Origin of the sequence: Mycetocola lacteus (assembly GCF_003667575.1) — a bacterium.
Classification (GTDB): Bacteria; Actinomycetota; Actinomycetes; order Actinomycetales; family Microbacteriaceae; genus Mycetocola; species Mycetocola lacteus.
The window spans coordinates 248,634-275,321 of sequence record NZ_RCUY01000002.1 but is presented as its reverse complement, the minus strand read 5'-3'; the positions used below and the strand labels follow the sequence as shown (position 1 = coordinate 275,321).

Sequence of the window (26,688 nt, the reverse complement as noted above, 5' to 3'; positions counted from 1 at the left end):
TCCGATAATCGAGTAGATTCGATTATCGGGCCCTTTTTCGTAGGGTCCATCAGCAGGTAAGCAGAGTTCGCGCCGTGAGGCACGCAACCAGGAGGCTGTTTTTTGTTTAGTGCCGTCGCGCGGATTTTCCGCACTCCCGATCTTCGCCGCAAGATCGGATTCACGCTCGGGATCATCGCGATCTACCGACTGGGTTCGTTCATTCCGGCGCCGTTTGTCGACTTCAAAAACGTCCAGGCCTGTCTGGTATCGGACCAGACCACCTCGGGTGCGTATGAGCTGATCAACCTGTTCTCGGGTGGTGCTCTGCTGCAGCTCTCGATCTTCGCGCTGGGTATCATGCCCTACATCACCGCGTCGATCATCACCCAGCTGCTGCGCGTGGTTATTCCGCACTTCGAAACCCTCTACAAGGAGGGCCAGACCGGTCAGGCCAAGCTGACCCAGTACACCCGTTACCTGACGATCTTCCTGGGTGTGCTGCAGTCCACCACCCTGATCACCGTGGCTCGTACCGGTGCACTGTTTGGTAACACCGGTGTGCCCGCCTGTGAGAACCTGCTGACCACCGACACCTGGTACGCGGTACTGCTGATGGTCATCACCATGACCGCCGGTACCGGTTTGATCATGTGGATGGGTGAGCTGATCACCGAGCGCGGTATCGGTAACGGTATGTCGCTGCTGATCTTCACCTCGATCTCGGCCACCTTCCCCGCCGCCATGGGTTCGATCTGGTCCGCCAAGGGTCCGGAGATCTTCTTCATGGTGATCGCCGTGGGTATCGTCATCATGGCCCTGGTTGTGTTCGTGGAGCAGTCCCAGCGCCGGATTCCGGTGCAGTACGCCAAGCGCATGGTGGGTCGCCGTACCTACGGTGGTAACAACACCTATATCCCGATCAAGGTCAACATGGCCGGTGTGGTCCCCGTGATCTTCGCCTCGTCGCTGCTGTACCTGCCCGCCCTGCTGGCGCAGTTCAACCAGCCCGCCGCCGGTCAGGATCCCGCCGCCTGGGTCACCTGGATCAACGATTACCTCACCAAGGGCGATCACCCGCTCTACATGCTTCTCTACTTCATGCTCATCGTTGGGTTCACCTACTTCTACGTTGCCATTACGTTCAACCCCGAAGAGGTAGCCGACAACATGAAGCGCTACGGGGGCTTCATCCCCGGCATCCGTGCCGGCCGCCCCACCGCCGAATACCTGGACTACGTGCTCACCCGCGTGACGCTGCCCGGTTCGGTTTACCTGGGTCTGATCGCGCTGATCCCGCTGATCGCGCTCGGCCTGGTTGGTGCCAACGCGAACTTCCCGTTCGGTGGCGCCTCGATTCTGATCATCGTTGGTGTGGGTCTGGAGACGGTCAAGCAGATCGACTCGCAGCTGCAGCAGCGTCACTACGAAGGGTTACTCCGTTGAGCCGTCTCCTCATTGTTGGTCCGCAGGGATCGGGCAAGGGCACCCAGGGTGTCGAAATCGCCGGTCTCCTGAACATCCCCGCCATCTCCACCGGCGACATGTTCCGGGCAAACATTGGTGGCGAGACCGAACTGGGTCTCAAGATCAAGGCAGTTATCGAAGCCGGCAACCTGGTGGACGACGCCCTGACCGGCGAGGTCGTGCGCGACCGTCTGTCCCAGGAGGACGCCGCCGCTGGGTTCCTGCTGGACGGCTACCCGCGCAACCTGGTTCAGGTTGCCGACCTGGACGCGTTCCTCAGCGCCCGCGGTGAGGCCCTGGACCTGGTTGTGGAGCTGGTTGTTCCCCGTGAGGAGAGCATCACCCGCCTGGTGGCTCGCGCCATCGAGCAGGGCCGCAGCGACGACACCGAAGAGGTCATCAGCCACCGCCTGAAGATCTACGAGGAGCAGACCACCCCGATCCTCGACGTGTACCGCGAGCGCGGTATCGTCGCCGAGGTCGACGGCGTCGGTTCGATTGCCGATGTGCTGGCACGGATCACCGACGTTCTGCGCGAGCGCGACCTGCTCGCGGCGTAGTTCGTGATCTTCCGCAAGAAAAAAATCTATAAGACCCCGGAGCAGATGCGCCGGATGGTCGCCCCGGGTCTCGCCACGGCCGCATCGCTTGCGGCCGTGCGCGAGGCCATCCGGCCCGGCATCACCACGCTGGAGCTCGACGCTATCGCCGAAGCCGCAATCATCGCGGCCGGCGGTGCGTCGAACTTCAAGCTGGTGCCGGGCTATCGGCATACCGTGTGCGCATCGGTGAACGCCGACGTGGTGCACGGCATCCCGAATGATCGCCCGCTTGAGCCCGGAGACATTCTCTCGATCGACTCCGGTGCGATCCTCGACGGCTGGAACGGCGATTCGGCCTTCACCACCGTTCTGGACAATTTCGCCGATCCCGAGCTGGTGGCCCTGCGTCGCCGCCTGAATGACGTCACCGAGGGCTCCCTGTGGGCCGGTATCGCCCGTTTGGCCTCGGCCAGGCACCTGAACGAGGTGGGGGCCGCGATCGAGGACCACATCGTCGCACAGGGCGGCGGACACGACTACGGGATCCTCGAAGACTTTGTGGGGCACGGCATCGGCCGCGACATGCATGAGGATCCGCCCGTCTTCAACTATCGGGTGCGCGAGAAGGGCCCTGAGGTTCGCCCCGGGCTCGTGGTCGCGATCGAGCCCATGGTGGTGCGGGGAAAGATCGACACCATCATCCAGGACGATGAGTGGACGGTGACCACCGCCGATGGCGAGCCTGCCGCCCACTGGGAGCACAGCGTGGCCGTGCACCGGGACGGTATCTGGGTGTTGACCGCCGAGGACGGTGGGGCCGCGGGCCTCGCTCCCTTCGGGATCACCCCGACGCCGATTCGTTAGCGTTTGCCTCAACCCGGCCTCGAAAGAGGCCGGGTTTTTGTGTGCGCGGCGCAGGCGGCGGGTTTATGGTGAATGCATGAGCGCAGTGTTCTTTCTTTCGCCCCTGGCCGCCGATGCACCCGAACCCGAGGGCGGGTTCGCCCAGACCGTTCGTCCCGCGGCCGAGGCCGTGGTTTCCTTGCGGGACGCGGGGATCGTGCGTGGGGATGGCATCTTTGAAACCTTTGGTGTGGTGAATCGTTCGATCCAGGCAGAGACCGCGCACCTCAACCGGCTGGCACGCTCGGCCCGTCTGCTTGACCTGCCCGCACCCCACCTGGACCAGTGGCGGGCGGCCCTGGCCATCGCCGCCGACACTCTGCCCGAGACCGGCACCGGGTCGCTCCGGCTGAGCCTGACCCGCGGTGTACCGGGGGAGGGGCCGAGCGCCTGGCTGGCCGCCGATGAGACCCCCGCAGACCTGCCCGAGCGTCACTCTGGGCTTGCCGTGGTGAGCCTGGAGCGCGGTCTGTCAGTGCACGCGAGCGAGCGAACCCCGTGGCTGCTGGCCGGCGCCAAGACCCTGTCCTACGCGATCAACATGGCGGCCCTGCGTGAGGCCGCATCCCGTGGCGCGGATGACGTACTGTTCATTTCAACCGAGGGCCTGGCGCTCGAGGGGCCGACCTCCTCGCTGCTGGTGTACACCGATGGGGAGTTTGTTTCGCCCCCGCGGGATGAGGCCATTCTTGCCGGCACCACCGTGGATGCCGCTTTCGAGTGGCTGCGCACCCAGGGCTACACCTGCGTGTATCGTCAGATTCCGGCGGTGTCGCTGGGCTCGGTCGACGGTGCCTGGCTGCTGTCGAGTGTGCGCATGGCGGCCCCGATTCGGACCCTGGATGGTCAGCCCGTGACCCAGCAGCCCGAGTTGAATGAGTCTCTGGTGCACGCCCTGTTGGCGCGTACGCACTAGGCAATTCCGCCCCGATTATGGGGCGGCATGATAACGCGCGGTGGCGCATCGTCGCGTAATGACATATTCTTGTTTCTTGGTGCGCTTTCGGCGTGCCCCGATTTGGGCGCATGAGTGCCCCGCTGGCTCAGAACGAGCCGATCGGACTTCGATACTGAGTGACAGTGAGGCTATGGCCAAGAAAGACGGCGTCATCGAGATCGAGGGCCAGGTTGTAGAGGCCCTCCCCAACGCGATGTTTCGAGTGGAACTGACCAACGGACACAAGGTCCTGGCCACGATCAGTGGCAAAATGCGTCAGCACTACATTCGCATCCTGCCCGAAGACCGCGTGATCGTAGAGCTGACGCCCTACGACCTGACGCGTGGGCGGATCGTCTACCGCTACAAGTAGTACGGATTTATCGGGTGACACCAGCGGGGGCTGGTGTCACCCGTTTTCATAACGCTAGTCTGGGGGCTAGCCGGGTCACGATCCGGTTAGGGGGGAGAAAAGATGTCCGACAGCACGGAGATCTGGAATTTAGGTACACGCGGCTCTAATCAGCTGCAGCACCATCGCTACTTGGGATTTGAGAGCGTTCCGCACTCGTCCGGTATGCAGCTGGTGGAGGGGCAACGCCCCGAGGACTTTGTGTTCTCGCAGGACTCGGTACGCATCGGCGGATATCTGTTTCGCCGGTTTGCGGTGACCCCGGTTCTCCTGCATCGTCCGGCCACGCCGGACACCCACGAAAAGATGCTTTTTGTCTATGTCCTGAGCGGCAAGCTCCGGTTGACCCAGGCGGGCCGTACCGTCGAGCTGGGCGCGGGGGAGAGCGCGATCGTGATCGGGTGGCAGCCCTACCTGGCGGAGATCGTCGAGTCCGCAAGCGGCATCTCGGTCGCGGTGGACCGCGATGTCCTGGACTCCGGGGGAATCTCGTTTCCCCATGCGGTGCGCAAGGTGGTGGCCCCGGCGCTGCTCCCCTCGGGTATGGCCGGGTTCTTCCTCGGGCTCTTTGAGGCGCGCCTCTACCCCCTGGGTCTCGAGCAGGTCACCCGGCTCTGCCGCGTCTTCGACTCCTTCCTGGTTGAGCTGCACCTCGGCTATGTGGAGGCCGCGCGCACCCCCGAGGAGCGGCTGGAAGAACAGCGTCAGGCCATCCTCGAATACGCCTTTACGCAGCGGGGTACCGCCTCGTTCTCGGTCGCGAATATCGCCGAACACTACGGGATGTCCACCCGCTCGCTGCAGCGCCTGTTTCAGTCGGCGCCACGCAGCCTGCGCGATGAACTCCGAGACATCGCCGGACGGGAGATCTCATGAGCGAGGCAAGAAAACGACTACTCAACCCGCACACCGCCGATAATTCGATTTCGGACCGCGCCTATTTTGGCCCCGAGGGTGTCGCGATGCTGGCGGCCTCGGACGGGGTTACCACCTCGGATGCCGAGCACTTTGACCTGCGGACACGGGTTGCGCGAATCGGATACTTCCGGATCCAGAGCATCCTCACCACCTCGCTCAACGTGTCGCTGGCGACCGACCACTACGATGCCCCCGATAAGGTGCGTTTCACCTTTGTTCGTGAGGGCCGGCTGGAAATTGACCAGCGTGGCCGGCACGTGGTGCTGACCCCCGGGGATGCGGTCATCGGCTTTGACACCGTGCCGACCCAGATTCACCTGCCCGAGCGCACCCGCTATGTCACGATCACCGTGGACCGAGAACTCCTCTTTCCCGCGGGCCTGGCCCAGGAAAAGCAGATGCGCTACATTCGCCGCGATGAGCTCTTCAACGGTGCCACCGCATCCTTCTTCGAGGCGCTGCTGCGCCCGGCCGCCTTCCCGCTGGCACCGGTGGATGAGCTGCGGGTGAGCCGCACCATCACCAAGATGCTCAACGAGGTCTTTGTGGCCACGCTGCCCAGCCAGGACTCGGTGGTCACCCGCCGGGCCGAGGAGCGCGCGGTGGTTCGTGGCTACATCGGGGCGCACTTCACCCGCCCCGACCTTTCGGTCTCCTCGATTGCCGCCCACTATGGGATGTCTCCGCGTTCGTTGCAGCGGCTCTACTCCGACTACGGCGAGAACGTGTCCAACGTGATTCGCAAGCGCCGGCTGGAGCATGCGGTCTCGATGCTGATGGATCGCCGGTTCGATGACGTGTCGATCGACGATGTGGCGATCCGCTCGGGATTTGCCGGGGCCAATCAGCTGCGCCGGGTCATGAACCAGGTCATGGATCAGACCCCCACCCAGCTGCGCGCCGTGCACGGTGGTCGCGACGAGGACGCGGAATCCGCCTCGGACTAGGGACTTTGTTCCGTAACGCTTGAGCGTTACCACACCGCGAAACGCCCGGGTGGCGAAACGCCCGAAAATGCCGTAGTGTTGACCCTTGGTATTTTGTGTGCGTTTCGGCGTGCCTATTTCCGCCAGACCAGCGCCGATACTTTCATTGGTGCTGTAAGTAACGGCCCGGGATTTTCCGGGTACGAGGACAGCGAAAGAGAGTTGCCGTGAAGGTCAACCCCAGTGTTAAGCCCATCTGCGAAAAGTGCAAGGTGATTCGTCGTAACGGCCGCGTTATGGTCATCTGCGAGAACCCGCGTCACAAGCAGCGTCAGGGCTAATTAAGCTCGATCGGTTTACCGATCATCCGGCCTCGGTTATGCGTGGCCACAGCAGTAACAGAATATATAGGCGTTTCCAAGAACTTCCCTCGTGGAAGGGACACCCCGGGTCGGAGGCCCGGGACCCCGGAATTGCCCCACACCTCCGCACTACTCCTAGGAGAAGCCAACATGGCACGTCTCGCCGGCGTTGACATTCCCCGCGATAAGCGCGTGGAAATCGCACTGACGTACATCTATGGTGTCGGTCACACCCGTTCGCTGCAGACTCTTGCAGCGACCGAGATCGACCTGAACATCCGAGTCAAGGACCTGACCGACGAGCAGCTCGTCGCTCTCCGTGACTACATCGAACAGAACTTCAAGGTAGAGGGTGACCTCCGCCGTGAGGTCGCCGCCGACATCCGCCGCAAGGTTGAGATCGGTTCCTACGAGGGTCTGCGCCACCGCCGCGGCCTGCCGGTCCGTGGTCAGCGCACCAAGACCAACGCACGTACCCGTAAGGGTCCGAAGCGCACCGTTGCCGGCAAGAAGAAGGCTCGCTAGGCCCTGCCAGCGCCCTCATAGGACCTAAGGAGATCATTCACAATGGCATCAACTAAGTCGGCTGCACGCAAGCCGCGCAAGAAGGAAAAGAAGAACGTCGCCGTGGGCCAGGCCCACATCAAGTCGACCTTCAACAACACGATCGTCTCGATCACCGACACCACCGGTGCGGTTATCAGCTGGGCTTCGTCCGGTGGAGTTGGCTTCAAGGGTTCGCGTAAGTCGACCCCGTTCGCCGCTCAGCTGGCAGCAGAGTCGGCCGCGCGCCAGGCTCAGGAGCACGGCATGAAGAAGGTTGACGTGTTCGTGAAGGGCCCGGGTTCGGGTCGCGAAACCGCCATCCGTTCGCTTCAGGCCGCAGGCCTCGAGGTTGGCTCGATCAACGATGTGACCCCTCAGGCTCACAACGGTTGCCGCCAGCCGAAGCGTCGCCGCGTTTAGTCCTTCCCTGGGCTGTGGCCGAGCGGTTCTCCGGAACCGCTCGGCCGCGGATTCAGCACTGTACGTCAAAACCTCGCACACGCAAGTGTCATATAGCGGACACTTAGCCGAAAGGAACCAATAGTGCTTATTGCACAGCGCCCGACGCTCACCGAAGAGAACATTTCCGAGTTCCGCAGCCGGTTCGTTATCGAGCCGCTCGAGCCCGGTTTTGGTTACACGCTGGGTAACTCCCTGCGTCGCACCCTGCTGTCGTCGATCCCCGGAGCCGCCGTTACCAGCGTCCGCCTCGACGGCGTTCTGCACGAGTTCAGCACCATCCCCGGTGTAAAGGAAGATGTCACTGAGATCATCCTGAACATCAAGGGTCTGGTTGTCTCGAGCGAGCACGATGAGCCGATCACCGCTTACCTGCGTAAGACCGGTGCCGGTCAGGTTACCGCCGCCGACATCTCGGCTCCGGCCGGTGTCGAGGTTCACAACCCCGAGCTCGTCATCGCGACCCTGAACGAGAAGGCCAAGTTTGAACTTGAGCTGACCATCGAGCGTGGCCGTGGATACGTGTCCGCCGGTCAGAACCGCAACGAGTTCTCCGAGGCCGGTCAGATTCCGATCGACTCGATCTACTCGCCGGTCCTGAAGGTTACCTACCGCGTCGAGGCAACTCGTGCCGGTGAGCGTACCGACTTCGACCGCCTGGTGGTCGACGTGGAGACCAAGTCCGCCATCTCCCCCCGGGATGCCATCGCTTCGGCTGGCACCACCCTGGTAGAGCTGTTCGGTCTGGCTCGTGAGCTGAACACCGCAGCCGAGGGCATCGAGATCGGCCCCGCGCCGGTTGACGCTGTCCTGTCGAGCGAACTGTCGATTCCGATCGAGGACCTGGACCTGTCGGTCCGTTCCTACAACTGCCTGAAGCGCGAAGGCATCAACACCGTCTCGGAGCTGGTTGCTCTGTCCGAGACCCAGCTGATGAACATCCGCAACTTCGGTCAGAAGTCGGTTGACGAGGTACGCGACAAGCTCGTTGAGATGGGTCTGTCCCTGAAGGACTCGGTTCCCGGGTTCGATGGCGCCCACTTCTACTCGGGCTTCGAGGACGACGTAGCTAACTAACCTTCCCGTCGGTTCGCCGACGTCACCCTTTTTCTAACTGGAGTTTCAACATGCCTAAGCCTTCCAAGGGCGCCCGCCTCGGTGGCGGTCCCGCTCACGAGCGCCTGCTGCTCAACAACCTCGCCGCTGCGCTCTTCGAGCACAAGCGCATCACCACCACCTTCACCAAGGCCAAGCGTCTGCAGCCCGTTGCAGAGCGTTACGTGACCTTCGCGAAGCGTGGCGACCTGGCTTCGCGCCGTCGTATGCTCGGTGTCATCACCGACAAGGGCATCGTGCACGAGCTGTTCGCCGAGATCGCCCCGCAGGTTGCGGAGCGTAACGGTGGTTACACTCGCATCACCAAGATCGGGAACCGCAAGGGTGACAACGCCCCCATGGCAGTGATCGAGCTCGTTCTCGAGCCCGTCACCCCGAAGAAGAAGGCTGCCAAGCCGGCCGCCGAGAAGGCTGCCGCTCCGGTAGCCGAGGAGACCGTCGAGGTCGTCGCCGAGGAGACCCCCGTGGTCGCCGAGGAGACCACCGAGGTTGTGGCTGAGGAAGCCGCCGCCGAGGAGACCAAGTAGTCTTCGGCTTCTTAAAACGACGATGCCGCATCCCTTCGGGGATGCGGCATCGTCGTTTTAACGGAGGGGCTATTCGCCGCGGGAGGTTTCCTCCAGCAGACCCGAGAAGAGCTTGCTCAGGTTCGTGGCCTCGGTCAGCGCCGAGGTGTGCTCGGGCAACGAAGGCGTGGCCGCATCGATGTAGCGCACCTGCTCGCGCAGCCGCAGCATCTTGCGGTCCAGGGCGGCGGCGGTTTCGGCGGCCTCCTTGAGCTCGGCCAGGACGTCACCGGGGACGTCTTTTTCAAACTTGTAGTAGATCTTGTGCTCCAGGCTCGCCCAGAAGTCCATCGCGACCGTGCGAATCTGAATCTCCACCGGCACCGATTCGACCCGGTCGGACAGGAACACCGGAACCTCCACCAGCACGTGCAGGCTCTGGTAGCCGTTGGGCTTCGGGTTTTTGATGTAGTCCCGTACCTCGATCACGGTTACGTCCTGCTGGTTGGTGATCAGGTCCGCGACGGTGTAAATGTCGGGGACGAAGCTACAGGTGATGCGGATGCCCGCGATGTCGCGTACCTCCCGCCGCAGCGCCTCGACCGTGTGCTCGATACCCCGCCGCTTGGCCTTTTCGATGATGCTCGCCGGGGACTTCACCCGAGAGCTCACGTGCTCGATCGGGTTGTATTCGTGGACGTAGGTGAACTCGTCCCGCAGGATCTTGATCTTGGTGGAGATCTCATCCAGACCGAAGCGGTAGGCCATCATCATCCGGGTCATCTCCTGACCAAGAATCTTGCGTTCGGCGGCGCTGGGGAGGGGCATTCTTCTGACCTTTCGCTGGAAAGCTGCTGATATGAGGCTATCGGCCGATCCTGCACGTGCGATCCATAAGGCGCACATAAAGAAGGTGCCATCCCCGGATGCACGATCGGATACACCGCATTCGGGGCCTGGTAAATCGTCCGGGGCGAGCGTAGCCTGAAGGCATGAGCTCACAGCCGAGTTTGCGTGACCGCCTGGCGGAGCGCCCCGCAGTACCGGTGCCGAATCACCCGGATGTGGTGACCTGGCGCGCGGCAGGACCCGAGGATATCGACGCGATCTGGAGGCTCCAGCGGGCCGCCGACGAGATTGATAGTCCCGAGCGGCTCAGCCCCCGATCGGCGATCACCGAAACGTTTGAAACCTCGAATGTGGACCCCACCCGGGACACCCTGGTGGGCCTGGCCGAGAACGGCGAGTACGTGGCCCATGCGCTGTGTGTGGTTGCCGGCGGACATGCGACACGGGTGCAGTCATATCTGTTTGGGGCGGTGCATCCGCTCTGGCGGGGGCGCGGGATCGGCGGCGAGGTGTTGGCCTGGCAGCTCGCGCGTTCGGCCGAACAGCTGGCCGAATATGACCTGGGCCTCCCCGGCTGGAGCATGCTCTATGCGGATGCACAGAACCCGGCGCTGCAGGCGCTGGCTCGGACGCACGGGCTCGTGCCCGAACGCTACTACCAGGAGATGCGACACCCGCTGGACCGGCCGGTGACACCGCTCGCGCCGCCCGAGGGGGTGCGGATCGTCAACTGCACCGAGGAGTTCTACGACCGCACTCGGATCGCCCGTAACGATGCCTTCCGCGACAACTGGGGATCCCAGCCCAACACCAAGGAACGCTGGAACCGGCTGGTGCGCGGTGGCCACTTCCGCGGAGATCTGTCGTTTGTGGCCCTGGCCCATGATGACGGGGGCAAACAGGAGCGGGTCGTGGGGTTTGCTTTGAGCACGGTGACCGAACCGGCCGAGGACGCATTGATCGAGCTGGTGGGGGTGATTCGCGACTGGCGCGGCCGCCGGCTGGCTCCCGCGCTGCTCACCCACCTGCTGAACGCCGGGGTCGAGGGGGACCTGCCCTCGGTGATTCTTGAGGTCGACTCGGCCAGCCCCACCGGTGCCAACACCCTGTATGCGGGGCTGGGGTTTGCCAGCGTCGGGGAGACCACGGTCTTTATTCGGGAGTACTAGACAAGCCTGGGCCAGATAACGGCAGTCCCAGTAACGGCAGACCAGACGTCTGCGGGGCTAGGCGTGGGCGGGCTCGTGGCGTCGGTAGGACGGTGCCTCGGGTGGCCCGTCGGATTTTGCCAGATTCTCGAGGGTGGTGTGCAGGGTCGCCGCATAGAGTGCCCCGCCGCGGCTGCCCGGATGGATGCGGTCGGAGGCAAGCAGCTCCCCGGCCTGCGGATCGATCGCGCTCGCCCAGTCGGACAGCCCCACCCGGGGATGCCCCGCCACATAGTCGCCGAGGCTCTGGTTGACACCGGCGATCCAGGGCCTGGGGGCGTAGGCGTTTACCAGGACCAGGTGGCGGCTGGGACCCACGATCCCCGCGAGGCGATCAAGCTGCGCGCTACTGATGGTGGCATTGGTGCCCAGCCCCACCACCACAACCGGGCGCAGGAGACCGGCCGCGGCCTGTTCCTGGATGAGGTCCAGTCCCGCATTCATGTTGCGGGAGACCGCCGCATCCACGGCAATTCCGGGGAATGCCTCCTGGAGTGCGGGGGCCGCGGCCAGCATGACGGAGTCCCCGATGGCGCTGATCTCCGACCCGTCCGCGAGGCCCTCGGGGTCAAGCGTGGGTTTGGGGGCAATCGGTCCCGGATAGCCGGTTTTCAGGCTCTGTGCCCCCTCCTCGATCAGCTGCTGGGCGCTCCCCTGCGTCGGGGCAAACACCAGCCCGGACACCCCGACGCCGGCCGCCAGCGCGGCAACCGTGACCAGCGAAGCCAGTACGATGCGCGGCTGGGGGAATCGCCAGATACGCGCGTGCAACGCGCGCAGGTAGGGGAGGAATCCCAGCTTGCGAATCGGGTTCTCCACAAAGCGGTAGGAGAGGACGGCGAGGACCATCGTGAGCGCGATGGCCACCAGGGCGAGCAACGGCGAGGGTGCACCGGTGGGTGCCTGGTCGGGGAACGCGGCGATCAGCAGCACCAGCAGCGGCCAGTGCCAGAGGTAAAGGCCGTAGGAGCGCGCACCGATATAGCGCAGCGGTGCCATATCCAGCACCCGGGACCAGATACCGCCGCTGATTGCTGACCACACGAGCACCACGGCCAGGATCGACACCACCGGCAGACCCCAGCGGAAGGTGGCGTGACCGCTCTCCCGCAGGCCCCAGACGGCGACCGCGATGCAGGACAGTGCGATGATGCCCACCAGGTCGCGCTGCCAGCTCGGGCGCTCGAGGCGTTCGAGCACACGCACGGGCTGACGAGCCTGGGCAACCAGGGCCGCCGCGAGGGTGGCACCGATGAGGAGGCCAAAGCTGTGGCTGTCGGTGCCGTAGTAGATCCGGGTGATATTTGCACCCGCTGCCGTCAGGATCCACATCCACCCCATCCCGGCGAGAGTGCCCGCGGCCAGCAGACCCACGCGCAGCCAGGGGCGACGGATCAGCAGCAGGGCGAGGAGCAGGATTGGCCAGATCAGGTAGAACTGTTCCTCGACCGAGAGTGACCAGAGATTCCGCAGCAGCTCGGGGGTTGTGGTGTCGAAGTAGCCGTTTCCGGTGGCCAGGGCGACCCAGTTATAGGCGAAGGTGGCCGCACCAAGGACCTGGGTGCGTAAGCCCACCAGCAGATCCCCGTGGATCAGGGGAGCGAGGGCGGTGGCGGTTCCCACCACGAGGACCAGCGCGGGCAGGAGCCTGCGTGCGCGCCGCAGCCAGAAGCGACCCAGCCGAATCCGTCCGGTGCCGGCATGCTCGCGCAGCAGCAGCGTGGTGATCAGGAAACCACTGATCACAAAGAACATGTCCACCCCGATAAACCCGCCGGGTGCCAGGGCCGGGGCCGCGTGATACACGATCACCAGGATCACGGCGATGGCCCGCAGCCCGTCGAGTCCGGGCAGGTGAAAACGCCCAGCCGTCGAGGTGGCTGGGGTACTGGTAACGGTGGATGCGCTGCTCATATCTCCCTCCAGCGTAGACAGGTCCCTCCGACAGGGCCGAATCGGTCGCGCATTTGGCCGGTAAACTCGCAGGGTGACATCAGAAGACACATCCTCCGCGATACCCGCCGAATTCACCCGCATTCGTCTGGACCTCGGCTATGACGGCACCGACTTTGCCGGCTGGGCCAAGCAGCCCGGTCTGCGCACGGTGCAGGAGGTCCTCGAATCGGCCGCGCACCAGACCTTCGGGTATCAGGGTGACCCGATTCGGCTGACGGTGGCCGGTCGCACCGACGCGGGTGTGCACGCCGAGGCCCAGGTGGCACACCTGGATCTGACCCCGGAACGAGTCGAGCGGATGCGCCGGGCGCGCACCTCCGACGGCAACCCCGAACCCGATGTGGCCCACGCGCTGCTGCGCCGGATTAACGGCGTCCTGGGACTGCACTCGGATGTCTGGCTGCACTCGGCTCGGGTGGTCGACGCCGGATTCAACGCCCGCTTCTCTGCCCTCTCGCGCAGCTATCGCTATCGGATTGCCGATGCTCAGGCCTGGAAGGATCCGCTGTCCCGGCGCACCACCCTCTGGTATCCGCGACCGCTGAGCCTCGAGGTGCTGGACCGCACGGCCGCGAGCCTGGTGGGCCTGCACGACTTTGCCGGGTTCTGTCGTCCCCGGGTCGGGGCCACCACGATCCGCAACCTCACCGATTTTCGCTGGCGTCGGGATACCGACGGCGTCCTGATCGCCGAGCTCTCCGCGGATGCGTTCTGTCACTCGATGGTGCGCTCGCTGGTGGGCGTGTGTATTGCGATGAGTGTGGAGTCGCTGCCCGCGGATGCGATTGCCGGGCTATTGCAGGCCACCAAGCGCGGGCACAGCAACGGCTTTGCCACCGCCCCCGCGCACGGGCTGAGTCTCACCAACGTGGAGTATCCCGAGGATTCACTGCTTGCGGCCCGAGCCGAGCTCACCCGGCAGCGTCGTGAATCGACCACGCCGATGCCCGGAGAGCCCGGATACTAGCGCCCGCCGCGTGGTCTCGGTTTGACCGGGCCGGTACTCTCGCGTAAGCTTGTCTATTGGTGTGTGTTCCCGTCATGGGACGCGCGCCCGAAGTTGAGCCCTCCACCTTGTGTGTTCCCGTTCGGGAACACCGCACGGAGTGGGATTCACGAACATCCAACTTACGACGAGAAAGCAGCACTATCGTGACGCGCACTTACTCCCCGAAGGCCAGTGAAATCCAGCGTGACTGGGTCATCATTGACGCCAACGACATCGTTCTGGGCCGCCTGGCCAGCCACGCAGCAAGCATCCTGCGCGGCAAGAACAAGGCAACCTTCACCCCCCACCTGGACATGGGTGACTTTGTCATCATCATCAACGCCGACAAGGTAGCCCTGACCGGCCAGAAGGCCGCTCAGAAGCGCGCCTACCGCCACTCGGGCTTCCCGGGTGGACTCAAGTCGGTCGGCTACGCCGAGCTGCTCGAGAAGAACCCGGTTCGCGCCGTGGAGAAGGCCATCCGTGGCATGCTCCCCAAGACCAGCCTGGGCCGTGCCCAGCTGCGCAAGCTGAAGGTCTACGAGGGTGCAGAGCACCCCCACGCCGCACAGCAGCCCAAGCCGTACACCCTCACCCAGGTCGCGCAGTAAGCGCCGAGTCAGACTTAAAGGACATAAACGTGGCGAACATCGCAGAAACCACCGAGCAGGCTCCGGAGAGCTACTCGACCGAAACCCCCGCCGCCGAGGCTGTTAAGCCGGCGCGCGTTGTCTCCGTTCCCGGCGCAGCCGTGGGTCGTCGCAAGCAGGCCATCGCCCGCGTGCGCATCGTCCCGGGTACCGGTGTTATCACCGTCAACGGTCGCGAACTGGCTGACTACTTCCCCAACAAGCTGCACCAGCAGCTGATCAACGACCCCTTCACCGTTCTCGAGCTGGCTGGCTCGTACGACGTGATCGCCCGTATCTCGGGTGGTGGCCCCTCGGGTCAGGCCGGCGCACTGCGTCTCGGCATCGCTCGTTCGCTCAACCAGGTTGACGAAGAGAACAACCGCGCCACCCTGAAGAAGGCCGGCTTCCTGACCCGCGATGCTCGCATCAAGGAGCGCAAGAAGGCTGGACTCAAGAAGGCACGTAAGGCTTCGCAGTTCTCGAAGCGCTAAGCGCCCGAATCCCCTTATGGCTGGCCTGTTTGGAACAGACGGCGTTCGCGGCCTCGCGAACGGCCTGTTGACGGCAGACCTGGCCCTCGGCCTCGCTCAAGCTACCGCATCGGTGCTTGGGCGGGGCCGTAGTGCTGAGGTCCGTCAAGCCGCCGGAAAGCGTCCGGTGGCAGTCCTTGCGCGTGATCCGCGTGTGTCCGGGGAATTCCTCGGTGCCGCGGTGGCCGCCGGACTCGCCTCCAGTGGCGTGGACGTGCTGGATGCGGGTGTGATTCCCACCCCCGCCGCCGCCTTCCTGATCGGAAACATCGACGCCGACTTCGGCGTGATGATCTCCGCCTCCCACAACCCCGCCCCGGATAACGGGATTAAGATCTTCGCCCGCGGTGGCACCAAGCTGCCCGACGAGGTTGAGGAGCGAATCGAGGCGGCACTCGCCTCGGAGCACCTGCTGCCCACCGGCGGAAACGTGGGTCGGATTAGTCGTTTTGCCGACGCCGAGGACCGATATGTGGTGCACCTGCTGCAGTCGCTGCCGAACCGCCTGGACGGGATCCACGTGGTCCTGGACTGCGCCCACGGTGCGGCCGCCGGTGTGTCTCCGGAGACCTTCCGCGATGCCGGAGCGACCGTGACCATCATCGGTAACGACCCCGACGGCGTGAACATCAACGACGGTGTGGGCTCAACCCACCTCGACGTGCTGCAGCGCGCGGTGCTGGAACACGGTGCCGACGTGGGCATCGCCCACGACGGTGACGCCGACCGGTGCCTCGCGGTGGACGCCGCCGGCAACATCATCGACGGTGACCAGATCATGGCGATCCTCGCCGTTTCGCTCAAGGAGCGCGGGCTGCTGACCAAGGACACCCTGGTGGCCACGGTGATGAGCAACCTGGGCCTGAAGATCGCGATGGCCGAGCACGGCATCACCGTCCTGGAGACCAAGGTGGGCGACCGCTACGTGCTCGAGGCGATGAATGAGGGTGGTTACGCCCTCGGTGGTGAGCAGTCCGGCCACGTCATCATGAGTGAGCACGCGACCACCGGTGATGGCATCCTGACCGGCCTGCAGCTGCTGGCCGAGATGGCCCGTACCGGCAAGAGCATCGCCGAGCTGGCCGCCGTGATGACCGTGTATCCGCAGATCCTGGTCAACGTCTCCGGCGTTGACCGCGACCGCCTGGGCCACGACGCCGTCCTCGACGAGGCCATTGCCGCGGCCGAGGCCGAGCTGGGTGACACCGGCCGGGTACTGCTGCGTCCCAGCGGTACCGAGCCTCTCGTGCGCGTGATGGTGGAGGCTGCCGATCAGCACACCGCCGACACGCTGGCACACCGTCTCGCCGATATTGTTCGGGAGCGTTTGGCTATCGCCTAGTCGCCTCAATCACAGACCCCCGTTTCCGCATGGAAACGGGGGTTTTGTGTTTCTGTGAGGGGGCTATGTCCACACAAAGGGGGACATTTCAGGACGCCTGTAATTGAAATATCGCCTGGTCAGACGTAATTTTTCGGACACAATGGTGCGCTACTCTATCGGTGCGAAGCCTCTTCGCCATGACCCTAGAGGAGCCTCAGTGAAACTTTCCCCCTCGGCGGTGCGCGCGCTGGGCCTCGGCCTGGTGCCGACGCTCACGCTGGCCGGCGTGCTGATTGCCAGCCCCGCGCTTGCCGCCCCCGCCCCGCATCCCTCACCCGCGGCACCGCTGGCGCGTGTGCAGGCCGAAACCCCTGCCCCGCCGGCCGATGGTATCCGGGTGGGCAGCGGCTCGGTGGCCGCCACGCCCCCGCCCGAGGTGGGTCAGGGCGTGCAGGACACTCTGCACCAAAAGCTCTGGATCGACAAGTCGCTGGATGGCACCCCGATCCCCACCAATGCGTGGTGGACCGACCTGGTGGTCTCCAAGTACTCGGGGGATCTGTGGGCGAATCCGCTGGTGGTCTCCAATAGTGCCGATGGCGCGCTGGTGAGTTCCCCGCGCAGCTGGAACAAGGACGGGACCACGATGCAGCTGGGCGAGGGTGTGCGCGTGGGGGGACGGGTTGCCCCGCAGCCCGATCCCAGCGACACCGTGCTGGCGGACTTCGAGCACGGACTGCCGCAGGGATGGACCACCACCGGTTCGGCCTTCGCAGGCACATCCACGGGCACCGGCAAGGGGCAGAGTGCCGTGTCCGGCTGGCTGGGCAAGGGTTTCCTGAACAGCTTCACCGATGCCGACGGCGACGGGGCAACCGGTTCGGTGCGTTCCGGGGACTTCACGATCGACCGTAACGCACTGGTGGCCAAGATCGGCGGCGGTAACCACCCCGGCAAGACCGAGCTGCGCGTGGTGGTGGGCGATCAGACAGTGGCCTCCGTCACCGGCGACAACAGCGAAAACCTCACCTGGAAGACCCTGGACCTGACCCCCTGGGCGGGCCAGACCGCCCACCTGGAAATCGTGGATGAGCTGACCGCCGGATGGGCCCACATCATGGTGGACCAGATCATGCTCACCAATAAAACCGATGGGCTCGAGGACCGGTTCGGATCGGCGTTCAGGGCCGACGACGCGGTGGCCACCGGCTGGGGCGACTGGAACGTGAACTGGCGGCTGGAAAACGCCCAGGGACCCGCGCACATCAACGTGAGCGCCGCCCGCGGCGTGCCCTACACCTGGTTCCAGTTTGACCACGTGACCCCGCAGCTGAGCGTCGCCAAGGACGCCAAGTTTGTGGACGCCGACGGAAACGACCTGAGCTTCCCGGTCACCACCGACCGCTTTGAGATCATCCAGAATGGCGCCAAGTTTGGGGTGCACGCCCCGGCGAAGACCACCTTCGACCGGGTGGGCGATCAGATCCTGGCGAGCGAGGGCGTGGATCACCTGGTGATCAGCGCGGTCCCCGATAACGGGTTTGACCTCAACACCCTGCAGAAGTACGCCTTCGCCCGGGTCACCGGGTCGAAGATGACCTACGTCAACAACACCCAGTCCGGCATGATCGAGCAGAACTGGGCGCTCACCACCGAGCCGCTCGAGGGCACGGGCACCGACACCATCCAGGGCTGGCTCCCGCACCAGTATCGCGAGGCTGACCGGTTCGACCCCAAGCTCACCGGGACCACCTACGCCACCCCGCGCGGGGAGATGCGCACCAGCATCGGCCACGATAACTGGACCATGGCGTATGCCTTCGATGGGATGACCCCGGTCGCCGGCACCCCCGAATCCCTGCCCGATGCCCCCAAAGGCACCGACTACTCCCATGACGTCATGGCCAAGTTCCTCAGCGACTATGCGGCCAAAACCACCTACGGTAACGACACCTACTGGGGTGGTAAGGACCTGATCCAGCTGGGTGAGTACATGCTCGCCGCCAAGCAGCTGGGCGAAACCGACTCCTACAACAAGCTCAAGTCCACGCTGCGCACGGCGATGACCGACTGGTTCACCTACACCAAGGGTGAGTCCAGCCACTTCTTCGCGCGCTATGACAGCTGGAAGGCCCTGATCGGTTTTAGTGAGTCCTACGGTTCTTCGCAGTTCACCGACAACCACTTCCACTACGGATACTTCACCGCCGCGGCGGCGATGCTGGCGATCGAGGATCCCGAGTGGGCCAAGGGCTACGGCGGGGTCGCGACCCTGGTGGCCCAGCAGTACGGCAACTGGGACCGCACGTCCAAGGATTACCCCTACCTGCGCACCTTCGACACCTGGAGTGGACACTCCTACGCCGGCGGATTCTCCTCCCCGGGCGGCAACAACCAGGAGTCCAGCTCCGAGGCGATCCAGTCCTGGGCAGGCCTGTATCTGCTGGGCGTGGCCCTGGGTAACACTCAGATGCGTGACGCCGGGGCGATGGGTTATGTGACCGAGCGCGCCTCGGTGCGTGAGTACTGGCTCAACGTGGGCGGCGCGCTGCCGGCCTCCTACCAGCACTCGACCACCGGCATCCTCTTCGACAGCGGACAGGCGTTTGCCACCTACTTCTCCGGGGACCCCGCCTGGATCTACGGTATCCAGTGGATGCCCACCGCGCCGTGGATGAACTACCTCGGATGGGACCGCAAGGCCGCAACCAAGCAGCTCGATGACATGTTTGCCCTGCGCCCCGACAACCTGGGCGGTGAGGGGGTGCGCGCCGGCAATAAGGCGGGCATCCAAACCTTCGCCAAACAGTGGTGGGGGATCGGAACCTACGGGGATATCAAGATCACCGAGGACCGCAAGTCGGCGATCGAGGTACTCAAGAACATCGTCCGCGACAGCGAGAAGAATAACCCCGGTTACACCACCCGGAAGGTGCCCGAGAACCCGCTGTACAACGCGGCCACCGATTCGCTGATCATCTCTATTGCCCAGGACGGCAGTGTCGTCTTCCCGGACCAGTACTGGACCCCGGACACCCTGCCCGCCTCGCTCATCCCCACCAAGTACGACGGCGCGATGGTGGATGGTGACCCGGCAAACTGGTCGCCGGCCAGCCCGCTGCTGCCCTATTTCTCGGTGAACTACACCCCCAACCTCGATGTGATCAACGCGCTGTACGGGATCAAGATCGACGGGTACACCCCGGGCCGGGACACCGCCGCCGCGGCGCGCGTGATCTCCGGCATGGGTGATGCCCTCGGTCAGGTGGTGCTGGGCGAGATGGCTCAGTCGCACCCGGACATCTACGCCGACATCTTTGGCGAGCTGACCCGGATGAAGGACCCGATGGTCTCGGCCGTGTCGATGGCCGGCATGGTTTACTACAACGCGATGGCCAACCGTGGGCTCGGGGTCGAAACCCGGGACCGCCGGGTGGGTGCAGACTTCGCCCAGGTGTATAAGAACGATGCCGGCGAGTACAGCTACGTGGTGAACAACATCACCGACCAGCAGCAGCGCTACCCGGTGTATCAGGGGACCGAGCGCATCGGCTGGATCGATGTGCCCGCCCACACCCAGGTCACCCACCACCTGGACTCGCACCTGGCGAAGATCACGCTCAGCGCAACCCCGGATGCCACCACGATCACGCCCGGTTCCACCCTGGCGCTGACCGCGACCGGAACCGACCAGTACGGGGCCACCGTGGATATTCCGAATCTGGAATGGAGCGTGGATCGCGGCGGCAAGATCGGTGCGGACGGCGTCTTCCACGCCGATACCAAGACCGAGAAGGCCACCATCACCGCCACCTCCGGCGACATCAACGCGACCCGCAGCGTGCGGGTGGGGGATGCGCCTGTACTCACCTCGGTGGCGATCACCCCCGGTCCCGTGCGGATCGCTCCCAACGCTCCGGTGACCTTCACCGCCACCGGTGTGGACCAGTACGGTGATCCGTTTGCCCTGCCCGGCGCGGTGACCTGGAGCACCACCGCGGCCGGCGCGATCTCCGCCGACGGTGTGCTCACCGCCACGGCCCCGGGATCGGGGCTGGTGCGTGCGAGCGTGGCCACCGCGGCCGGAGAAGTGCGCGGATCCACCGTGGTCGCCGTGAGTGATCCGAGCGTGAACGTGGCGCTCGGAGCGACCGTGAGCGCGACCTCGGAGGACGGCCCCAACCTGGCCAAGTATGCGGTGGACGGCGATCCCGGAACCCGCTGGGACAGCGTCCACGGGAGCGATGATCAGTCGATCACCCTGGACCTCGGCGCCAACTATGACCTCTCCGGTGCCCACATCGTCTGGGAGGCAGCGGCCGCCGCGAGCTACCAGATCGAGACGGCCACCAGTGAGAAGGGACCGTTCACCCCGGTGCTCACCGTGGCCAAGAACAACGCCGATCCTGATTCGCTGACGCTGAACACCACCGCCCGCTACGTCCGCATGCACGGGCTGAAGCGCCTGGGCGACTACGGATACTCGATCTATGAGTTCCAGGTGTTTGGGACCCGGTCGGTGGACGCGATCACCCCCACCGCGCAGTACCTGCTGCCGGAAACCGCGACCGTGGCCCCGGGTGCCCGGGTGCCGCTGAGTGCCTTCGCCTACGATGCGACCGGCGCCGGCGGACAGGTGAACGACACACTGCCGACCCTGAGCGGACCGGGCTCGATCGAACGAGACAAGAAGGGGAACCCGGTGTATGTGGCCGGGGACGCCGGTACCGCGACCATCACCCTGACCCGGGGTGGGCTGACCTCCACCGCGACCATCACGGTCGCCGGGCAGGACGCCCCCACCGGCCCGGTGACCGAGCTCTCGCGGAACCACCCGGTCACCGTGTCGAGTACCGAGGACGGGCCCTGGGATGCCAAGCATGCGGTGGACGATGATCCCGGGTCGCGCTGGTCCAGCGGGTGGTCCGAGGGACAGTGGATCGTGGTGGATCTGGGTGCCGTGCACACCCTGGATCGGGCCGAACTGGTCTGGGAGCGCGCCTTTGCTCAGGAGTTTGAGATCCAGACGGCCACAACCCCGGACGGTCCCTGGACCACGGTCGCCCATCCGACCGACGGTGCCGAAGGGGGACAAAAGATTGCCCTCACCGGTGCCTCGGGACGCTACGTTCGAATCCTCTCGATCAAGCGTGGAACCGGCTACGGCATCTCGCTCTATGATCTGAAGATCTTCGGAAACGGGCCGGCCAGCTAGGCCTCGATTACACACACTCGGGCGTTCCCGGGGGGAGAAATTCTCGCCCCTCGGGAACGCCCTTTTTCGTGCCCAGGTCCACGGTTTGGGGGACATTTGAGGACGGCTGTTTTGCTTACATTGTGCCTGATCCGAGGGGCTTTACGTGCCCCATTCGGGTCGCTAAGCTGGCTGCGCGATCCCCCTCGCCACCGACTTTGAGGAGTCCTTTGTGAAACTCTCCCGACCGCCGGTTCGCCGGTTGAGCCTGGGTGTCATCCCACTAGTGATATTTACCGGGGGGATCATCGCATCCCCCGCCATCGCGGCCCCCGAGGGAAAGCCCGGCAGTGCTGCCGGCGCACTCCCGCGGATCGCCGCGGCGGCCCCCGCACCGCGAGCCGACGGCATTCCCGTCGGCTCGGGATCGATCGCCGCCACACCGCCGGCGTCGCTCGGTCAGGATGTGCAAAACACGCTGAACCAGAAGATCTGGATCGACCAGTCGCTCACCGGAACCCCGGTGCCCACCAACAGCTGGTGGAGCGACCTGGTGGTCTCGACCTATTCGGGCGATCTCTGGGCCGACCCGCTGGTTCTCTCCAACAGCGCCGAGGGAACCCTCGTGCGTGATCCGCGCAAGTGGAACGCCGACGGCACCGCAATGGTGCTCGCCGACGGCGTCCGCGTGGGCGGGCAGGTTGCCCCGCAGCCGGATGCCAGCGACCGCGTGCTCGCGGACTTCGAGGATGGTCTGCCCGCGGGCTGGACCGCAACCGGGACCGCGTTCGACAGGGTCTCCACCGGCACCTCGCCCGGGCAGAGCCCGGTCAGCGGCTGGCTCGGCAAGGGCTTCCTGAACAGCTTCACCGCCGAGCAGGGTGACGGCGCCACCGGAAGCCTGCGCTCCCCGGACTTCACCATCGACCGTAACGCCCTGGTCGCCAAGATCGGCGGCGGAAACCACCCGGGGCTCACCGAGCTGCGGGTTGTGGTGAACGGACAGAGCGTCGCCGCCGCCACCGGTGAGGACAGCGAGACCCTCGCCTGGAAGACCCTTGACCTCACCCCCTGGGTGGGCCAGAACGCCCATATCGAGATCGTCGATGAGCTGACCGCGGGCTGGGCACACCTGCTCGTGGACCACGTGATGCTCACCAATAAGCCCGACGGGCTGGATGACCGCTTCGGTACCGCGTTCCGCGCGGCCAACGCCGTGGCCACCGGCTGGGGCGACTGGAACGTGGACTGGCGGCTCGACCCCGCCGCGGGACCCTCGAACATTGCCGTGAGCGCGGCACGCGGTGTGCCCTACACCTGGTTCCGTTTCAACCAGGTGACCCCCGAACTCACCGTCGGGGAAAACGCGACCTTCTTCAAGGCCAACGGCGATGAGCTGACCTTCCCGGCCACCACCGACCGTCTGATCATCCGCCAGGGTGACTCGAAGATCGGTGTGCACGCCCCCGAGGGCACCACCTTTGAGCGCTCGGGCAACCGCCTGATCGCCAGCGTGGGCACCGGCTACCTGGTGCTCAGCGCGCTGCCGGATTCGGGCTTCGACCTGAACACCCTGCACCGCTACGCGTTCGCCCGGGTGACCGGCACCACCATGTCGTATCAGAACCACACCGACTCGGGCGAGGTGCGCCAGGACTGGGCCCTCACCACCGAGCCGCTGCAGGGAACGGAATCCTCGACCATCCAGGGATGGCTTCCGCACCAGTACCGCGAGGCTAAGCGCTTCGAGCCTACGCTGACCGGCACCACCTACAAGACCCCGCGTGGTGAGATGCGCACCAGCATCGGCCGCGATGGCTGGAAGATGGCATATACCTTCGAGGGCATGACTCCGATCACCGGGGCACCCGAGTCGAAGCCCGGTGCCCCCGCGGGCACCGATTACGAGCACGCGGTGATGGCTAAGTTCCTGCGCGACTACGCCGCCAAGACCACCTACGGTAACGACACCTACTGGGGCGGCAAGGACGTCATCCAGCTGGGTGAGTACATGCTGGTGGCCAAGCAGCTCGGCGAAACCGAGTCCTATGAGGCCCTGCGCTCGACCCTGCGCACCGCGCTGAGCGACTGGTTTACCTACACCGAGGGCGAGGAGAGCCGCTTCTTTGCACGCTATGACACCTGGAAGGCGCTCGTGGGGTTCAGCGAGTCCTACGGGTCCTCGCAGTTCACCGACAACCACTTCCACTACGGGTACTTCACCGCCGCCGCGGCGATGCTCGCGATGGAGGATCCTGAGTGGGCCGCCGGCTACGGTGATGTGGCGACCCTGGTCGCCCAGCAGTACGGCAACTGGGACCGCAGCAGCCAGGACTACCCCTACCTGCGCACCTTCGACACCTGGAGCGGGTTCTCCTATGCGGGCGGATTCTCCTCCCCGGGTGGAAACAACCAGGAGTCCAGTTCCGAGGCGATCCAATCCTGGGCGGGTCTCTACCTGCTCGGTGTAGCCCTGGGCAACCAGGAAATGCGCGACACCGGTGCAATGGGTTACGTTACCGAGCGTGCGGCAATCCGTGAGTACTGGCTGAACACCGGGGGCGTGTTCCCCGAGCAGTACAAGTACTCCACCTCGGGCATCGTGTTCGACAGCGGCCAGGCCTTTGCGACCTACTTCTCGGGCGACCCCGCCTGGATCTACGGTATTCAGTGGCTGCCCACCGCGCCGTGGCTGAACTACCTCGGCTGGGACCGGACCGCGGCCACCAAGCTGCTGGATGACATGTTTGCGCTGCGCCCCGACAACATCGGCGGCGAGGGCACCAAGGCCGGTAATAAGGCCGGGATCCAGACCTTCGCCAAGCAGTGGTGGGGGATCGGAACCTACGGCGACATCAAGATCACCGAGGACCGTGAATCCGCGGTCAACGTGCTCAAGAACATCGTCCGGGATAGCGAGAAGCACAACCCCGGCTACACCACCCGCAAGGTTGCGGCCAACCCGCTGTTTGACCCGGCGACGAACTCGCTGCTGATCTCGGTGGACGCAGATGGCACCGTGGTCTTCCCGGACGAGTACTGGACCCCGGCAACCCTGCCGGCAAAGCTCATCCCGCACCAGTACACCGGTGCGGTGGTGGATGCCGACCCGGCAACCTGGAACCCGGTCAGCCCGCTGCTGGCGTACTTCTCGACCGACTTCCAGGCAAACCAGGACGCGATCGATTCGCTCTACCGGATTAAGGTCGCCGGCTACACTCCGGGTCGCGACACCGCTGCCGCCGCCGCCGTGATTTCGGGCATGGGCGACGCCCTCGGACAGGTTGTGCTGGGCCAGATGGCACAGTCGCATCCCGAGGTGTACGCGGACATCTTCGCCGAACTGCGCCGCACCAACGACCCGATGGTTTCGGCCGTCTCGATGGCCGGCATGGTCTATTACAACGCGATGGCTAACCGGAACCTCGGCATCGAGTCCCGGGATCACCGCGTCGGGGCAGACCTCGCCCAGGTGTACAAGAACCCGGACACCGGGGTGTACAGCTACGTGGTCACCAACCCCACCGACACCCAGCAGCGCTACCCCGCCTACAACGGAAACACCCGCATCGGCTGGATCGACGTGCCCGCACACAGCCAGGTAACCCACCGTCTGGATGCCAAGCTCAAGCGGATCGAACTGGTTGCCACCCCGGATGCCACCACGATCACCCCCGGTTCCACGCTCGCGCTGAGCGCGGTCGGGTATGACCAGTACGGGGCAACCGTAGATATTCCGAATCTGGAATGGAGTGCGAACCGCGGCGGAAACATCGGTGCCGATGGTGTCTTCCACGCGGCCACCGCGACCGAGAAGGCGACCATCACCGCGACCTCCGGCTCGGTCAAGGCCACCCGCGATGTGCGGGTGGGTGAGGCCCCGGTGCTAACCTCGCTGCGGGTAACCCCGGGCCCGGTGCGGATCGCACCGAACAGTCCGGTCACCTTCAGCGCCGCCGGACTGGACCAGTACGGTGACCCGTTTGCCCTGGCCGATGCGGTGACCTGGAGCACCACGGTTCCCGGATCCATCACCGCCGCCGGCGTGCTGACCGCAACCGCGACCGGTTCCGGTCTGGTGCGGGCCAGCGCCCAGAGCGGCGGCACAACGCTCGCCGGTTCGGCGGTGGTCGCGGTGAGCGATCCGAGCATCGACATCGCTCGCGGCGTGAGTGTGAGCGCAACCTCGCAGGGGGTCGAACACGTGGCCGCCCACGTGGTGGATGGCAATCCGGCCACCCGCTGGGAGAGCACCCACGGGCTGGATGATCAGAGCATCACCCTGGATCTGGGTGCGAGCTACGATCTCTCCGGAGTGAAAATCACCTGGGAGGCTGCGGCGGCTGCCCGCTACCGACTGGAGATTGCCCAGAGCGAGAACGGACCGTTCGAGCCGCTGATTACGGTCTCCAAATCGACCGCTGCCCCGGATGAGCTGACCCTCACCGGAACCGGACGCTACCTGCGCCTGCAGGGGATTGAGCGTCTGCTGCCCTACGGATACTCGATCCACAACTTCGAGGTATTCGGAACCCGTTCGGCCCAGGCGATCACGCCGAGCGCCCTGTACCTGCTGCCGGAAACCTCGGTGGTGAATACCGGACGCGAGATTCCGCTGACGGTGTTCGGGTATGACGCGGCCGGTGCCGGTGGTGCACTGTCGGGCATCACCCCGACGCTGAGCGGACCGGGCGAGATCCGCACCGGTGCTCAGGGATCCCCGGTGTTTGTGGCCCAGGGCTCGGGTGAGGCGACCATCACGGTCACCCACGCGGGCCAGACCGCGACCGCCACGGTTCTCGTGCGCTAGCCGGCGCGCGGCCTTCGGGTCGCAGCACACCACGGACCCCGGGGATGCCGATGCATCCCCGGGGTTTGTGCCGGGCGTTCCCGTGAGTATCCTGTACGCCCGTTATTCTCGCGTCATGTTATGG

General features: G+C 65.0%; 21 protein-coding genes. 19 read left to right on the top strand and 2 right to left on the bottom strand.

Going from position 1 to position 26,688, the window contains the following annotated elements:
* Positions 1-102: 102 nt before the first annotated feature.
* The 12 genes from secY to rplQ all read left to right on the top strand — a co-directional run bounded on the left by secY (position 103) and on the right by rplQ (position 9,094).
* Positions 103-1,425, top strand: coding sequence for a preprotein translocase subunit SecY (gene secY / locus D9V34_RS03360; RefSeq protein ID WP_030148006.1), 1,323 nt, complete (start codon positions 103-105; stop codon positions 1,423-1,425).
* On the top strand, positions 1,422-2,006 hold the full coding sequence (locus D9V34_RS03355; RefSeq protein WP_121687506.1) for an adenylate kinase: 585 nt from the start codon (positions 1,422-1,424) through the stop codon (positions 2,004-2,006). The genes secY and D9V34_RS03355 overlap by 4 nt, the downstream gene beginning before the upstream one ends.
* 45 nt (positions 2,007-2,051) lie before the next feature.
* A complete protein-coding gene (map, locus tag D9V34_RS03350; RefSeq protein WP_121687829.1) occupies positions 2,052-2,852 on the top strand; it encodes a type I methionyl aminopeptidase in 801 nt (266 codons plus the stop codon).
* A 76-nt stretch (positions 2,853-2,928) separates the two neighbouring features.
* Positions 2,929-3,807, top strand: coding sequence for an aminotransferase class IV (locus D9V34_RS03345; RefSeq protein WP_121687505.1), 879 nt, complete (start codon positions 2,929-2,931; stop codon positions 3,805-3,807).
* 172 nt (positions 3,808-3,979) lie between these two features.
* The gene (gene infA / locus D9V34_RS03340; RefSeq protein WP_030148010.1) at positions 3,980-4,201 is read left to right on the top strand and encodes a translation initiation factor IF-1; all 222 of its coding nucleotides are present in this window, start codon (positions 3,980-3,982) and stop codon (positions 4,199-4,201) included.
* A gap of 102 nt (positions 4,202-4,303) precedes the next feature.
* Positions 4,304-5,116 carry an AraC-like ligand-binding domain-containing protein gene (locus D9V34_RS03335; protein WP_121687504.1) on the top strand — a complete coding sequence of 271 codons (813 nt, stop codon included), beginning with the start codon at positions 4,304-4,306 and terminating at the stop codon, positions 5,114-5,116.
* Positions 5,113-6,105 (top strand): AraC family transcriptional regulator, encoded by a 993-nt coding sequence (locus D9V34_RS03330; protein WP_121687503.1) that lies wholly within the window; start codon positions 5,113-5,115, stop codon positions 6,103-6,105. Before D9V34_RS03335 ends, D9V34_RS03330 begins: the two co-directional genes overlap by 4 nt.
* A gap of 206 nt (positions 6,106-6,311) precedes the next feature.
* A complete protein-coding gene (rpmJ, locus tag D9V34_RS03325) occupies positions 6,312-6,425 on the top strand; it encodes a 50S ribosomal protein L36 (protein WP_030148013.1) in 114 nt (37 codons plus the stop codon).
* Between the two features lie 171 nt (positions 6,426-6,596).
* Positions 6,597-6,971 (top strand): 30S ribosomal protein S13, encoded by a 375-nt coding sequence (gene rpsM / locus D9V34_RS03320; RefSeq protein WP_030148014.1) that lies wholly within the window; start codon positions 6,597-6,599, stop codon positions 6,969-6,971.
* 42 nt (positions 6,972-7,013) lie between these two features.
* Positions 7,014-7,412, top strand: a complete 399-nt coding sequence (gene rpsK / locus D9V34_RS03315; RefSeq protein WP_030148015.1) for a 30S ribosomal protein S11 — start codon at positions 7,014-7,016, stop codon at positions 7,410-7,412.
* Positions 7,413-7,535: 123 nt separating this feature from the next.
* On the top strand, positions 7,536-8,528 hold the full coding sequence (locus tag D9V34_RS03310) for a DNA-directed RNA polymerase subunit alpha (RefSeq protein WP_030148016.1): 993 nt from the start codon (positions 7,536-7,538) through the stop codon (positions 8,526-8,528).
* Positions 8,529-8,578: 50 nt separating this feature from the next.
* On the top strand, positions 8,579-9,094 hold the full coding sequence (gene rplQ / locus D9V34_RS03305) for a 50S ribosomal protein L17 (RefSeq protein WP_121687502.1): 516 nt from the start codon (positions 8,579-8,581) through the stop codon (positions 9,092-9,094).
* 69 nt (positions 9,095-9,163) lie between these two features.
* Here the strand turns inward: rplQ and D9V34_RS03300 are convergent, their stop codons facing one another.
* A complete protein-coding gene (locus D9V34_RS03300) occupies positions 9,164-9,901 on the bottom strand; it encodes a GTP pyrophosphokinase (protein WP_121687501.1) in 738 nt (245 codons plus the stop codon).
* Positions 9,902-10,065: 164 nt separating this feature from the next.
* Between D9V34_RS03300 and D9V34_RS03295 the strand changes: the two genes are divergently transcribed.
* Entirely contained in the window at positions 10,066-11,091 is a 1,026-nt protein-coding gene (locus tag D9V34_RS03295; protein ID WP_121687500.1) for a GNAT family N-acetyltransferase, read from the top strand.
* A gap of 57 nt (positions 11,092-11,148) precedes the next feature.
* Here the strand turns inward: D9V34_RS03295 and D9V34_RS03290 are convergent, their stop codons facing one another.
* Positions 11,149-13,044, bottom strand: coding sequence for an acyltransferase family protein (locus D9V34_RS03290; RefSeq protein ID WP_183091826.1), 1,896 nt, complete (start codon positions 13,042-13,044; stop codon positions 11,149-11,151).
* Between the two features lie 73 nt (positions 13,045-13,117).
* Here D9V34_RS03290 and D9V34_RS03285 point away from each other — a divergent pair, with 73 nt between their 5' ends.
* From D9V34_RS03285 to D9V34_RS03260, 6 genes are all read left to right on the top strand, one after another.
* Entirely contained in the window at positions 13,118-14,053 is a 936-nt protein-coding gene (locus D9V34_RS03285) for a tRNA pseudouridine synthase A (RefSeq protein WP_245991860.1), read from the top strand.
* Positions 14,054-14,238: 185 nt separating this feature from the next.
* Positions 14,239-14,685 carry a 50S ribosomal protein L13 gene (gene rplM, locus D9V34_RS03280; protein WP_030148022.1) on the top strand — a complete coding sequence of 149 codons (447 nt, stop codon included), beginning with the start codon at positions 14,239-14,241 and terminating at the stop codon, positions 14,683-14,685.
* Between the two features lie 29 nt (positions 14,686-14,714).
* Entirely contained in the window at positions 14,715-15,197 is a 483-nt protein-coding gene (gene rpsI, locus D9V34_RS03275; RefSeq protein ID WP_121687498.1) for a 30S ribosomal protein S9, read from the top strand.
* Between the two features lie 16 nt (positions 15,198-15,213).
* On the top strand, positions 15,214-16,578 hold the full coding sequence (gene glmM / locus D9V34_RS03270) for a phosphoglucosamine mutase (RefSeq protein WP_121687497.1): 1,365 nt from the start codon (positions 15,214-15,216) through the stop codon (positions 16,576-16,578).
* A gap of 199 nt (positions 16,579-16,777) precedes the next feature.
* Complete coding sequence (locus tag D9V34_RS03265) at positions 16,778-21,775, top strand: glycosyl hydrolase (RefSeq protein WP_183091825.1); 4,998 nt, start codon at positions 16,778-16,780, stop codon at positions 21,773-21,775.
* 211 nt (positions 21,776-21,986) lie between these two features.
* Positions 21,987-26,564: a glycosyl hydrolase gene (locus D9V34_RS03260; RefSeq protein WP_121687495.1), complete on the top strand. Its 4,578-nt coding sequence runs from the start codon at positions 21,987-21,989 to the stop codon at positions 26,562-26,564.
* The last annotated feature ends 124 nt before the right edge of the window (positions 26,565-26,688 follow it).

Bases quoted from the DNA above. Each gene is read 5' to 3' on its own strand.
- map (WP_121687829.1), top strand. From the start codon at position 2,052: ATGCGCCGGATGGTCGCCCCGGGTCTCGCCACGGCCGCATCGCTTGCG.
- D9V34_RS03345 (WP_121687505.1), top strand. From the start codon at position 2,929: ATGAGCGCAGTGTTCTTTCTTTCGCCCCTGGCCGCCGATGCACCCGAA.
- infA (WP_030148010.1), top strand. From the start codon at position 3,980: ATGGCCAAGAAAGACGGCGTCATCGAGATCGAGGGCCAGGTTGTAGAG.
- D9V34_RS03335 (WP_121687504.1), top strand. From the start codon at position 4,304: ATGTCCGACAGCACGGAGATCTGGAATTTAGGTACACGCGGCTCTAAT.
- D9V34_RS03330 (WP_121687503.1), top strand. From the start codon at position 5,113: ATGAGCGAGGCAAGAAAACGACTACTCAACCCGCACACCGCCGATAAT.
- rpsM (WP_030148014.1), top strand. From the start codon at position 6,597: ATGGCACGTCTCGCCGGCGTTGACATTCCCCGCGATAAGCGCGTGGAA.
- rpsK (WP_030148015.1), top strand. From the start codon at position 7,014: ATGGCATCAACTAAGTCGGCTGCACGCAAGCCGCGCAAGAAGGAAAAG.
- rplQ (WP_121687502.1), top strand. From the start codon at position 8,579: ATGCCTAAGCCTTCCAAGGGCGCCCGCCTCGGTGGCGGTCCCGCTCAC.
- D9V34_RS03300 (WP_121687501.1), bottom strand. From the start codon at position 9,901: ATGCCCCTCCCCAGCGCCGCCGAACGCAAGATTCTTGGTCAGGAGATG.
- D9V34_RS03295 (WP_121687500.1), top strand. From the start codon at position 10,066: ATGAGCTCACAGCCGAGTTTGCGTGACCGCCTGGCGGAGCGCCCCGCA.
- D9V34_RS03290 (WP_183091826.1), bottom strand. From the start codon at position 13,044: ATGAGCAGCGCATCCACCGTTACCAGTACCCCAGCCACCTCGACGGCT.
- glmM (WP_121687497.1), top strand. From the start codon at position 15,214: ATGGCTGGCCTGTTTGGAACAGACGGCGTTCGCGGCCTCGCGAACGGC.